Raw genomic sequence first — 13,472 nt, forward strand, 5'->3', positions numbered from 1 at the left:
AATGGATTTATGTTTTTAACAGGTGAATGGAAAACCTGGGCCATCGTTATTATAACGAGTTAGTGCAACAGGTTGACTCGCTTTATCATCTGGTGCTTCAGGGAAAGATAAAATAATACCAAGAGGAGTTTTTTGAACCTGCTGATAATTTCCTTCACTTTCAACGCACCAAACCCACTTATCAATTGCAATGGTTGACTCTGATACTGAAATGGATTCAATATTTGCTTTTTCAATAGAACTTTCATTTGCAAATAGGAAGTCGCTCAAATTGGATGTTAGGTTATTGAGTTTCTCTTCGTAGTTCTCAGTGTTTAATGCAAAGGCGACATTGCACTCAATTGACTCACCTGAGGTTAGCTTTACAGTAGCAGGGAAAGTTCTGGCGTACTTAGCATTCTCATCTTCTCTGACAACAAGATCAACATCCCAAGGGTAGTCGTAATCAAGCCACTCTTTCAAGAGTACCGCGGACGCACCAATTTCTCTTGTTTCAGATTGGTTAGTATTAATAAAGCTGTTTCTAAAGACTTTGTTAGACCAACTCAAAGCCAAAGCAGAGAACATGACACCGCCGAAATTGGTAAAGTCTGTATTGCTGTTACCTAAATCATAGCTTGCTTCAGGAATACGTAAGTCTTTGACTGGATGAGAGCCTGCACCTTCTGAAATATCATCGTTGTTACTATTAGAAGGAAGTGCTTGATGAATTAAATCGTCAAAGTTCTGCAAGAACGAAGTCAATTGAGATAGATCTTCCTCGTGCTCGTGCTGTTTATTCTCCAGCAACCAAGTATTTTGACTGTAGTAGTCTGCAATGGCATCAACTGGCGTTGGGATGCTTGGTTTTTTTGGAACATAGACAAGAAATCTATCGAACGATAGTGCACTTGTCATATATACGCCACGAAGTGAGTTATAAAAAGGACCTTCTCCTTTATCACTAATTGTAAATGTAATATTCCAAGGGCAATCATAATCAAAATATTCTTTGAAAATACTTAGCGCGTTATTTTCAGAGCAAAGCTTAGTTCTAAAATCTTTATCATTCCAAGCTTTCGCTAGAGATTTCATATATACAGAGCGGAATTCAAGTAGTTGTTTTGTGAGTTCCATTACATTCTCCTAAGTGCATTTTATGCTATTAATTTTAATACTATATAATTTACTATCTAAGTTTTCTTTAAGTTCTCTAAATTTAGAGGTGTCAATGTGTAAGCCATTTACTTTTAAAACTTTGGACATTTCTATTAGAGGGGAGATGTACTCGTTCTCACCAAATCTTTCTGCATGGAGTAGGCAGGACTCAATAATATCCTTGGCCTTTTGGAAATCACGCAGTTCAAGGCATGTTTCAGCTGCAAGGGATGAGTAGTAACTATTTAGTAAGTTACATTTTAACGTTAAAAGCTGCTCAGATAGGGCTATTTGTTCATCAATGTTGTTATCTGTTATGGCCCATTTATGGACTAGTATCGCAAATGCTTCATATGCAGGTAGGCCATACTTTTCGCAAAGGGTCAATAGAGCTGCAGACGAGTTCTCAGCCTCTTTTTTATCCGCTAGTAAGTGATGCACTTTAGCCTGAAACAGTAAAGCTAGTCCCAGCGTTGGGATATGGTTTATTGACTCGCTCCACTCGACAGCTGACTTAGATATTTCTTTTGATGAGCTAACATTCCCTAGTATTGCCTCGTTAAAAGCTAGAGAAGCGAGAGACCAGCCCTTGGCATCAATACCAAAAATATTCAGGTCAAACTTCTTTTCTCTTTCGTAGTACTCTATAGATAGCCTGAGAGTATTGTTTGCTTCCTGAAACTGACCTTCAATATTAAGTAATTGCCCTTCCAGACAGTAAAGAGAAGCAGCCAAGTTGTTGCTGTCAGTTTTCCTAATCTCAGATTTTAAAGTATCTATGTCTTCGCGCATTTCTGAATATGCACCAGAAACATAGTTATGTGTTGCAGAAGCCCAAAAAATCGCCAGAGAACTCTCGAGATCTTTGACACCTGAAAGTATTTTTTTGCTCTCTGCTATTTTATCTCTCACGTTTGGACCGGCCCAGCCCTCGGTCATCATTAGTGCTTTGATTAGTAAGTTATTGACCCGGAGGGATTTTTGGCTGTCAGAATCAATACATTTCTCTTTGATATGCGTCAAAATTTCATTCGACATATCAATAGCTTCATTGTTGGAAGCGGTAAGAAGGCTGTGAGCGATAATTTTTAAGCCTAATTCAAATCGTGTATTATGATTACTAGTGAATTTGACGTGGTAATAAAGGCTACGATTTAACTCATCTTCAGGCATATTTGCCAAATTTACAATTCCGTCAAACACTTTCTGGTGAGCTGATGGAATCAGTTGTTCCTGAATACTCCCATAAGCCGCATCTCTCACCAACGCGTGTTTAAAGATATAGCTATCATTCTCAACCCGGCGTTGCTGGATGATGAGGTCTTTTTCTATCAGCTCGTTGAGGTCGTTTTGGATCTGATCTTCACTGAGAGAAGAAGCGGCGACGAGCAGGTCGTATTCGAATTCCCGGCCAATGGTGGCGGCGAGTTGTGCCGTTTCTTTAGCATGCACTAAGCTATCAAGCTTTTGCTGTAGTGATTCACGCAGGCTACTGGGGACCTGATCGAGTTTATCCGGGCTGACGAAATTGACTTCGCCGCTTTGCTCGCTGACGAGTGCTTTTTGTTTCAGCATATCAACCAGCTCTTCGATAAACAGTGGTATACCGTCGGTGCGGCTGACCAGGATGTCGCGCACGTTTTGTGATACGGCTTTGCCCTCGAATAACTGTTCGATGAAGTCTTCGGTTGCTTTGGCGGTGAGCTTGTGGAGCTCCAGCTCAAGCAATGTGAGGTCGTGCAGGCTATCCGGCTTAGGTTGACGCGAGGTGCTGATCAGCACGCTACCATCACTAAGATTCTCGGCAAAGTGATGAATAAATTCTAAGGTGGTGGAGTCTGCCCAGTGAATATCTTCAATGATGTATAGTTTATGGCTGCTGAGGCTGAATTTGTGTGACAGCAGCAGTGCACTCAGGCCGTTGAACAGCAGTTCTTTTTGCGCGTCCGGAGCCAGTGACGACGGCTGCATGTCTTCTGGTAATTCGATGTTCAGCCAGACCATCAGAATTGGCAAAATGGCATCTGTGTTGAGTGTGCTGTTCTGCTCGTTAAGCAGTGACACAAATAATTCTATTACTTCAGCATTGCTGAGATTGCTGGTATTAAACAGATAACGTACTAGTGTCAAAATCGGGTAGAGTGCATTGTTCTGATGTTCCGGCAAGCACTGGGCAACCAGGTGCTGATATTTACCGGCGTTGGCGCGAATTTCCTGTAGTAAACGTGACTTGCCGATCCCTGCTTCACCATAGATATGGGCAACCCGGGTGTTCTGTTGTTCGTTGTTGATGATCGACAGGGTTTTATCGAGCTCGCTCTGACGGCCAATCAACTTGTGATGGTGACGTGTGCCGCGCATAAAGCCGAAGGCTTCGACCCGCTTTTCACCCTTCAGGTTATAAATGGCTTGTTGCTCAAACGCCATGCCAAGCTGCATATTGTCGAAATAGTCAAACTCACTGTAAGGCTCAAGGATGGCGCGTGACTCTGCGGTACACAAAATTTGTCGTTCACCAGCAAGACGCGCGAGTTGCATTGCTGTATTGGCGATGTGTCCTTCTGGTACCGCGTTGGCGTAAGTCACAAAAATGCCTGAATGCAGGCCAATATGGGCATTCATTTGCACGCCGTGGGCTTCCTGCATCAGCGCATTACGTTTTCCCAGTTCACTCACCACGTCCAGCGCGGTACGTGCGCTCAGGCGAGTATCGTTATCGCTGGCGACAGGATAACCGAAATAGAATAACGCGGTATCGGCGAGGTTGCCGACATGGTAGGCACCAAAACGGGTCGCGATATCGATACAGGTGTTGCGCTGCGACTTAAACAGGGTGTCTATGACATCCAGATCTTTGGCGTTTTCATCCAATATTTTAGCGCTCAGTCTCAGCGCCATGACGGTGATTTGTTTACGCTCTGTCAGCGTTGTGTAATCTTGCTGACCCGGGTGAGCCGGATCATCAGTACGCAGCACCACTGTGGCATCGTCGTAACCATGTTGCGCTTGCACATCTGCCAGCACGCCAACAAGATTTGAGACGTTCATGGAGTTGAGCTCAGCAAATGCTTCCTCACCGGAGATGACTCGCTCAGTTGCATTTTTTTGTAATACGCGGCGTAGTAATCCGGATAATGGGTGGCCTAGCAGGGCGCTTGGTAGCGGAATATGAACATCGCTCAATTGCTTGTGATAAATCGAGGCAATACTAGAGCCGGTTACAGCAGGTAATCCTGTCAGACATTCTAAAAATACCAGACCCCAGACGTAGATATCAGTTTTGGCAGACGCAGGCTCACCGCGTAATTGCTCTGGGGCGCTGTAAGAAGGCGTACCCAGAGTTTCTTGCGTGAGTGTTAGTGTCGCAAAGTCCTGATGGCGGTTTTCCTGGCTAAGCGTACCAATACCAAAGTCGAGAATCTTTGCATAGGTTTTGGCACCAGCCTGAGTCAGCATGATATTCGCAGGTTTGATGTCCCTATGAATGATGCCTTGTTTGTGTGCATGGATCAGTGCGTCGAGCACCTGCAACATAATGTCGGTTGCGTCTACTGCGTCTAACGCGCCTTCCTGGATCAGGTGCTCGCGCAGGGATTGACCCTCCACATACTCAAACACACCGTATAGCAGGTTTTCATCAACCTGGCCTTTGTCTAGCAGCCTCACGATATGCGGGTGCTGCAACTGGCTGCTCAGAGTGGTTTCGCGTTTAAATCGCTCCACATAACGGTGCTTCTTGGCTTCGTCCAGATGTGGTTCAAGTGCCAGGAACTTGATTGCCACGATCTGATCGGTGTTTTTATTCTTCGCTTTATAAACCTTACCAAAACCGCCTTCACCGATCTTGTGGATGAGCTCATACTGAGTCGACTGAAAGCGATCCTGAATATAAGGATCGGAAAATTGAGTTAGTGGCATAGTATTTTGTTTTTATCTAATTTGTTAACAGGGCTCGAACTTAAGCTCTAAATTATTGTTAAGAATTACGATTATTACAATGTTTTTTCAACATCCTTGCCCATAGCATCGTTTATTTGACATCAGACAGATTTCACTAAGATGAAGATCGTAAGGATTACTGGAAACTCACCTCATAGCATGAGTAAATTTCAATAATTTCAATAGTTACTGACTAGTCTGAAGCATGCTAAACCTGCCGACTGTTAATCTTTACCGATTATCAATAGAGGGTCAAATGCTTCTGGCTTAGTATTGGGATAAATTACGGTGAAAAAGTGCTAAATTACTACGTTTTTGACATATTCCAGTACTAAATTGGTATATGTTGCTTGCGATGTAATATAGTGTAATATCTAATTATTCAGTAGTTTGTAATAATAAACCAGTTTTTCGGTCGCTAATGGTGTATAAAGATGGAACGTCGTACTTTTCTAAAAACAAGCTCATACTTATGTGCGAGTGGCGTATTGCCGGTCACTGCCCTTGCCGCTAATAGCACTTCATTTACATTTTCAGAGCAGGATACACAACGTATAAGTAGTGAACAGCTCGACACGCTGGCGATTGAAGCGCCGAAAGTCTCAATAGAATCACCAAACGGTGATGCTGTGCAAATCACCTTAAAACCCGCAGTGGCGAGACGCTATAGCTCAAACATCTTTGTTTATTTTGAAACGAGCAGTGAGATAAACGTATTCGATTTGTCCGGTAACCCTAGCGGAACGATTAAATTACCGCAAGGATTTAGCAGTCTCAACGATTTTGCCATTGAGCCAAATCAGCAGTTGCTGTATCTCATAGAAAGAGGGCAACACTCTGTCACTGTGGCAAACTTTTATGGTGATAAACTCACAGAGATCAGTGAGTTTGGTACTGAAGTAGACGCCCAGTTAAACGGGCCTAAAAAAATTACACTGGATACCCATGGCCACGTCCATGTTCTTGAAATGGGTACGGCCAGCATCAAAGTATTCAGCAATAATGGCGCATTTTTGTACTCATACGGCCGTTCTCGGTTGGGTAAAAAGCCGCTTTACAGATCACTGGATGGTACCCAGCATATCCTCGTGTCAGGGGGCAAACTGAACGACAGAAAGTGGGTTTTTAATATTGATACTCGCAAATTGTCAGCACTCAACTAGACTGAACAGTGAACGCTGACAGGCGTTACGTATGGCATAAAAAAATGTCAGGTAACGCCTTGTAATCACGGAAATATCATACTTAGGTAGCGCCCGATGGAAAAACATCAGATGCGTAATGTGTCAGTGACAGATTATGCCGATCCAAAAATAGACCAACTCTTAAAACATACCGTCCGAAATCAACTTGAATCTCTGCTCAAGGCCAAGCTCACCACCGCACAAAGACAACAGGCGCTTACTCAGAGCTTTGTAGATGCGATGGCGCTAATATTCAGCACCACGCAAGCGACTCACGCGCAACTTACAGCAGCTTTTGAGGCGATGTACGAACATGCTTTGCAGTCAATGTCGATGGCTGAGCTCAGTGAAGAATTGTTGACTCGTCAGTATATTGCACCGACGGGTCTGATCATGTCCCCTTACAATAGCCGCCACACAATTAAAGACATTTACCGCATTCAGGGTTATGCAAAAGGCATTGATAAGGCAATTCGGGGCATGCTGTCTCATAAAGATTCTGTAACTATTTTGTATCCAGCCTGTGGTCCATTTGCACCTTTAATATTGCCTTTACTCAGCTACTACAAAAACCAGAACGAGTTTAACCACGAGCAAATTAAGGTGCTATTTGTAGATACTCATCCAGGTGCCATCGTCACGCTAAAACAGCTGATTGATGACTTACAGTTAGGTGAGTTTGTCGCAGATATTATCGAAGAAGACGCCACGGTATATGAGCCAGAGCAGGCCGTTGACCTGCTGGTGCTGGAGGCCATGCAACATGGTTTTACCCGAGAAGGGCAGCTGGCCATTGCAAAGCACTTAGTTAAATTTCTGACGCTTGATGGCTGGATGATCCCACGCTCTGTATCGATTAAAGGCATGATGATCCATGGCGAAACAGAATACAATCAGCAATGGAAAGACGCCGAATACTGCCACTCCGATCACTTGCGTGACAGCGCGTTAAACGAACGCGTTGAACTGGGCGAACTGATGCGTATTGATAAGTCTGCGCTGTTAGAAATGACAGAGATAGAGCTTGATGATGACATTCGGGTTGTTGCAGCGAATACAATCACAATACCAACTGGTGTTGAGGATATGTCGACCCGTATTTTGGCGGTTTATGCCCAAATCAACACGTTTGGTGATGAAGGGCTGGATCAATACGATTCAGGTATTACGCACCCTAAACCCGACATGAATTTTTATGTTGATGCCCGGCCCAGAGAGCTTGAACACACGCATTTTGTTGCCAATAGCGGTGATACAGTGCAATTTTACTATCAATTGAGCGGTATGCCCGGATTTGTCCCGGTAAAAGCATAGGGAGATAACCATGGAAGTGAAATATGCTTTGTTCAGCGGCAGTTGCCTATGCCTGACCGCCGTGCAGTACCTATTGCAAAGAGGCCAACTGAGTTGTGTGGTGTTGATTGAAGCAGAACCCAATCCGGATCTCGTTCAGTTGCAGCGCTTTTTGCACCACCATCAAATTCCCATGCTGCAGTATAAAACAGAATCGGACGACGCCTTGATTGCCGATCTTGACAGACTGGGAGCAAACAGTGGCATAGCCTATTTGTTTAAACATAAGCTTCGCGCCAAGTTGATAGACTTTTTTGCCGGTGATGTACTTAACATTCACCCCAGTGCATTGCCTGATTATCGTGGCCCAATGCCCGTGTTCTGGCAGCTTAAAAGTGGCGCGGATACCGTCAGGTTGACGTTACACAAAGTCGCGGAACAGCTCGATACAGGCGATATTGCAACGCACATTGATTTACCGGTGCATCCTTTTGATACCTCACAGTGCTTTCACCAGAAAATAGCCCAGGCAGTTCCCGCTTTGCTCGAGCAATTTGCTCAGCAGCAGGCCGCAGGGACTTTGAACTGGCAAGAACAAAAAGAATACATCGAAATGGATGGTGAGCAGTGTGAACCTCGCTATGCAGCGCATGTTCAGGTGGAAGATTTATTGATTGACTGGCGACGTCATACAAGTATTGAAATTGTTAATCTGGCACGTGCAGCCAATGCTGAACTGGGCGGCGCTCGCTTTAAATTTCGTGAAGGCATGCTGCAGCTTATGCAGGCCAGCACTATGGAGTGCAAGCTGGCAGGCATTAAGCCGGGTACGATTTTAGAGCTCGACAGAATCAAAGGGTTGTTAGTTAAAACGGTTGATGGCGCTATTCGTCTGGATACGATTTTAACCGAACAAGGTATTTTTGATGGCTACCGGTTTGCGGTGCTGTTTGGACTGGAACCTGGTTTAGAAGTAGCTGCCTCATCTGAGGGCAGAATGTAAGGTTCGAAATTAAGTGTTTTGATTGAGGTATATCAATTGCAAACCGATACCTTTGTACTAAATTTTACAATGGTAGCTTAGTTGAGAAGGACTTGTGAGTGGCCCAGCCGATGTACTTATCATCCTGCATTTCTAACTATGCTCTGAACTTTAACTCAGAAGCGAGATAGATATGAATATAAAGATCAATCTGACCAACCGATATGGTTATGATCTTACGCTGTTTCCTTATAACGGGGGCGATTTACCTAGCGGTGAAGGGCAGCGTATTGCGAAAGTTGAAGGCACTGGCGAGATAGTTGTCGTACAGGGCGAGAGCAGTATTTTGGAAGTACCCGGAATGGGCAGTTTGTTAGTCCAGTTTTTGGGAGAGCAAAAGCTCGTTGACTGCCACGAAAGGTTCTGCGACAGCCCCAGCGAATTTGACGGTTACCCATTAATGGCACTCTTACGTTACAAAACCACAGAACTATACTGGCGCTTCGAAAGCAGTGATGATCCGGCTGAGCTAAATGTCAGTATTAATGATATCGGTACAGTCTGCCTTGATAAGGTCTTAAGCGGAGAGGCGCGCAGGGTGCAGTTGCCTGAGTTTTTCATCCCACCTGTTTTTACGCCACATTTACCAGAAGGAAATCCTGATTGATCACCGAGCAGTGATAGCTCTGCAACACATATATGCCTTTCAGGCAAAGCAGTAATTGAAGTAGTTGGTGCGAACTCGTCGCAACAAGTCGATAAATCACTGAGTGAATTTTAGTGGTACTGAGCGTTTATCGTTAAAGGGTATGTTTACGAATTAGAGAGGAATTCATATGTCTACTGACCCGTATATTGGCTCAATGGGTACCTTCGGCGGTGCTTTTACAATCAGAAATTTTGCAATGTGTTTAGGCCAGACTATGGCTATTTCACAAAATCAGGCGTTATTTGCGTTAATCGGGACTATTTATGGTGGTGATGCGCGTACCACATATGCACTACCAGATCTGCGTGGCCGCAGCCCGGTAGGTCAGGGTGTACGCCCAGGTGGTATGGATTATCGTCAAGGTGAAAGACAGGGTACTGAGTTGGTAGGTATTGAGATTATTCATATGCCTGCGCACTCTCATACCGCGATTTTCACGCCGTTGGGTGGTACAAATCCAGTGAGTGGCACGTTGCAGGCCGCTACTAATGCGGCAAATACTAAGACTCCGGATAGCAGCTCTTATATCGCGGCAAATAATAGCGAAGGCTTCTTCAAGGAAGGTTTTGCATCAGCAGATCTGACAACCATCAAGGGGCTAACCGTATCCGGTGGTGGCTCTGCGGGTGGTACTGTCACTGTTACTAACACGGGTGGCTCAGCCCCTTTGAATATATTAAATCCGGTATTACCGGTTAACTGGCTGATTGCAACAGACGGGGTGTTCCCACCTCGTAACTAATCAGTACTGAAGTGGGCTGGGCATATATTGTGCCGGCCCGCTTTTGCGTTTGATAGTCATCAAATTGCGTTGAAATTAAAGTAAATATTAAAACAAAAAAATGTCACTGGACCAGGAATAATAACGGAGTAGTAAAATGAGATTAAGTAAAGTTGCCACCGCTGTCACATCGGCCGGTATATCTGCAGCATTGTTTTCCGGCAATATCTGGGCAGGTCAAAAGACACTGGATTACTCCTCCGGTACAGGCACCCCTACTGACGTGAGAGATGGCTCAAATGGCGTTCCGGATATTTCTCTTGATTCGGCTGGCGCGGTTACCTTTATTTTGGATGGCGGTGAGAGCGGAGACAGCTATACAGCAGAGAGTTTTGCAGTGGCCTTTAGCTCATTTTATGCGACTGGTTTTATCGGCAACTCGGGAGCCAGTGCGACTGACAAAGGCTATAAGCTCCTTGAAAATTCTGGCACACACTTTAGTTTTGATGGCATTACCTTCGTTCGTGCTGGAGACACAGATGCGGAGCGTAGGGTTCGGTTTACTGGGTTTAAAGACAGTGCGCAAACGGTCACCGTCGACTTAACACCGCCGGTGGCATCGGGGGTTGGTACAACTTTTAGTTTTACACGCAGTAGTGATTTTAATAATGCGCTCTGGCAAGACATTGACACATTAATTATAACATTCCCGGATACGGACCCCGCCAGTGCTTATGATTCACGTATTGCTATACGTGATATTACACTGGATGATGCAACTGCGTCTGATTCAACGGCTCCTGCTTTTGTTAGTGCAAGCTCAACTCCCAATGACAACGCGACGGATGTGTCAGTCAGTAGCGACATTGTTATCGCCTTTGACGAAAACATTGCGCTGAGCACTGGGAATATCACTATTCGTAATGTCACCGACAGTAGCGACTTTGAGGTATTTGATGTTGCCAGCGAAAGTGATGGCACTACCACCACACCGGGGTCTGGGCGGGTAAGTATTACCAGCGATAAGGTTTACCTGAATCCAACCAGTAATTTAACCGGTAACCGGACATATGCGATCCGAATCGACTCAGGTGCAGTAACAGATACCTCTAGCAACGCCTTTACTGGGATCAGTGATAACACCACCTTTAATTTTAGTACAGCCAATACAACGCCTGTTGTTGATCTGGACACGGGCAGTGGCAGTAGCGATAGCAGCGCTAGTTTTTCTGAGGGCAGCGGCGCGGTTAACATTGCCAGCAGCGCCTCGGCAACGGATGCAGACAGTGACACCATAACAACCATAACAGTTACTCTGACCAATGATCAGGATGGTGCATCTGAAGGCCTGAACGTAACAGCAGCAGCGCAAAATGCCCTGACAGGTGTGTCGGGTGCATCCGATATTACCTTGCAGGATACCATTTCTATTACGGGCGCAACGGCGACACCAGCCGAAGTCACAACTTTCCTGCAGGCCATCACCTATAACAATACCTCGAGTACGCCAAACGAAACTGCACGTACAGTGACTGTGGTGATCAACGATGGGTCTGCGAGTAGTACATCGCGTACAGCCACTGTTAGTGTCACGGATGTCACGGCTGCAAGCTCCACAGCTACTGGCTTTAATACCAGTAATGGCACAAATCTGAGCCCGGCTATTACATTTGCCGGTGGGGATGAAACCCTGACTATTGCGGATGCCAGCCATGTATCAGGTTCAACGGCCAGTGGTGGTACGGGAACAGATATCCTTTCTGTGCCAACCAGCACAAATCTTGCAAATCTAACATCCCTGAGTGGCTTTGAGACGCTGACACCGGATAGCGGTGCATCTATTACGTTGACTGAATCTCAGCATGAGTCATTTACCACCATAAATGGTGCGGGAACTAACCAATTTACACTTAGCAGTGCTGATGGCAATGCCGTTATTACCGGTGATGCTGATATCGAAACGTATGTATTGGGTGCCGGGTTTACCTTTACCTTGGGCGGCGCAGCGCAAAATGTGACGGGCAGCAGCTCAGCTGATACGGTGGCAACTGGTTCCCTGACTGCAACGGGGACGCTGACCGGGAGTGGCGGTACCGATGTTTTACAGCTGGGCAATGGTGCCAGTATTTCTGGTGCGACAGTAAGTGGTTTTGAAACACTGACCGTGGATGCCAATGCATCCGTAACTATGACTGAGGCGCAGCATGATGCCTTTAGCACAGTTACTGGTACTGCAACGGAAAGTATTACTATCTCCGCAGCAACCGACGGTTTGACGGCTGCGAGCGCAATTGAAACCTACGTGTTAGGCGCTGCGAACAGTATCACGCTTAGCTCCGCCGGGCAAAACGTCACAGGTAGCAGTGGCAACGATACCATCGACATAGCGGCATTGACTGCAACGGGTACGTTGAATGCGGCCGGTGGTACAGATACCTTATCAATGAGTTCTGGTGCCAGTATTGCTGGTGCGACGGTATCTAACTTTGAAAACCTGACATTAGCCAGTGGGGCCAGCGTCTCTATGACTGCTTCTCAGCCTGCACTCTTTAGTGGCACAATCACCGCGGCTGGTACTGAAACAATTAATATTTCAGGGGATGGTGACTTTACCACACTTGCTAATGTAGAGAATTTCTCGGTCGGTGACTCTTCGACTAATAGCCGTACAGTGACCGTTGCGGCCGCAGGCACTTCTGTTACCGCATCGTCTTCTACTGATGCCGTGACATTTAATGTGGGGACGCTCAGTTATACTGGCACACTGACCGGTGATGGTACAACGGCAGATACTGTGTCGCTGTCTTCTGGCGCTAATATTTCGGGTGGTACGCTTGCAAACATAGTTAACCTGACTTTAGCCAGCGGCGCATCAGTGACCATGACGCCTGTGCAAAATGCTTCTTTTAGCGGTACTGTCACGGCAGCAGGTTCGGAAACCATCACAATTTCCGGAGACGGTAATTTTACAACGTTAACTGGTATAGAGACATACTCGGTTAACGACGATAGCACTAACACTCGGACTATTACAGTCACCAATGCGTCGGCCACCGTAGATGCAACTGTGTCAAACGATGCCATCACATTCGATATAGCGGGTAGTGCGTTCAATGGCTCTTTGGTGGGTGATCCGACGACGGGGGATACAGTTAGCGCTTCAGATGGCGCAGATGTGACCAGTGGTGGTTTTACCAATATTGGTACCTTGTCACTGGCCAGCGGGGCAACGGTCTCCATTGATGTGGCAAATGTAGCAAATAACTTTACTACGGCAATCACAGGCGCTGCGGGCTCTGAAACCCTAAAACTGATGGATGGGGGCACGTTTAACTTTGGTAATACCAGCGTCTCTGAAATCGAAAATCTGGCGATTGGTACCAACAATATTTTTACCATTACGCTAACTGATAACTTTGACTCCAATGGTAACTCAGTCACTATCTCCAATGCAGTTGGCTTTGCGCTCAGCACGCTATCACACTAAACGCCAGTGCGTTGAGTGGC

8 protein-coding genes are annotated in these 13,472 nt (G+C 45.8%); 6 read left to right on the top strand and 2 right to left on the bottom strand.

Annotated features, from left to right (window positions below; all coding sequences use genetic code 11):
- Positions 1–15: 15 nt before the first annotated feature.
- Positions 16–1,116, bottom strand: coding sequence for a BMA_0021/BMA_0022 family TOMM bacteriocin (locus IY568_RS06055; protein ID WP_194867051.1), 1,101 nt, complete (start codon positions 1,114–1,116; stop codon positions 16–18).
- A 9-nt stretch (positions 1,117–1,125) separates the two neighbouring features.
- Complete coding sequence (locus tag IY568_RS06060; protein WP_194867052.1) at positions 1,126–5,055, bottom strand: TOMM system kinase/cyclase fusion protein; 3,930 nt, start codon at positions 5,053–5,055, stop codon at positions 1,126–1,128.
- 455 nt (positions 5,056–5,510) lie between these two features.
- Between IY568_RS06060 and IY568_RS06065 the strand changes: the two genes are divergently transcribed.
- The 6 genes from IY568_RS06065 to IY568_RS06090 all read left to right on the top strand — a co-directional run bounded on the left by IY568_RS06065 (position 5,511) and on the right by IY568_RS06090 (position 13,452).
- Positions 5,511–6,239 (top strand): hypothetical protein, encoded by a 729-nt coding sequence (locus IY568_RS06065; protein ID WP_194867053.1) that lies wholly within the window; start codon positions 5,511–5,513, stop codon positions 6,237–6,239.
- Positions 6,240–6,335: 96 nt separating this feature from the next.
- On the top strand, positions 6,336–7,574 hold the full coding sequence (locus IY568_RS06070; RefSeq protein ID WP_125557598.1) for a hypothetical protein: 1,239 nt from the start codon (positions 6,336–6,338) through the stop codon (positions 7,572–7,574).
- A 10-nt stretch (positions 7,575–7,584) separates the two neighbouring features.
- The gene (locus IY568_RS06075) at positions 7,585–8,556 is read left to right on the top strand and encodes a methionyl-tRNA formyltransferase (protein WP_194867054.1); all 972 of its coding nucleotides are present in this window, start codon (positions 7,585–7,587) and stop codon (positions 8,554–8,556) included.
- Positions 8,557–8,728: 172 nt separating this feature from the next.
- Positions 8,729–9,202, top strand: a complete 474-nt coding sequence (locus IY568_RS06080) for a hypothetical protein (RefSeq protein ID WP_194867055.1) — start codon at positions 8,729–8,731, stop codon at positions 9,200–9,202.
- A gap of 169 nt (positions 9,203–9,371) precedes the next feature.
- The gene (locus IY568_RS06085; protein ID WP_010380455.1) at positions 9,372–9,986 is read left to right on the top strand and encodes a phage tail protein; all 615 of its coding nucleotides are present in this window, start codon (positions 9,372–9,374) and stop codon (positions 9,984–9,986) included.
- Between the two features lie 136 nt (positions 9,987–10,122).
- Positions 10,123–13,452, top strand: coding sequence for a beta strand repeat-containing protein (locus tag IY568_RS06090; RefSeq protein ID WP_194867056.1), 3,330 nt, complete (start codon positions 10,123–10,125; stop codon positions 13,450–13,452).
- The last annotated feature ends 20 nt before the right edge of the window (positions 13,453–13,472 follow it).

Origin of the sequence: Pseudoalteromonas sp. PPB1, assembly GCF_015356275.1 — a bacterium.
Taxonomy (GTDB): domain Bacteria; phylum Pseudomonadota; class Gammaproteobacteria; order Enterobacterales; family Alteromonadaceae; genus Pseudoalteromonas; species Pseudoalteromonas rubra_D.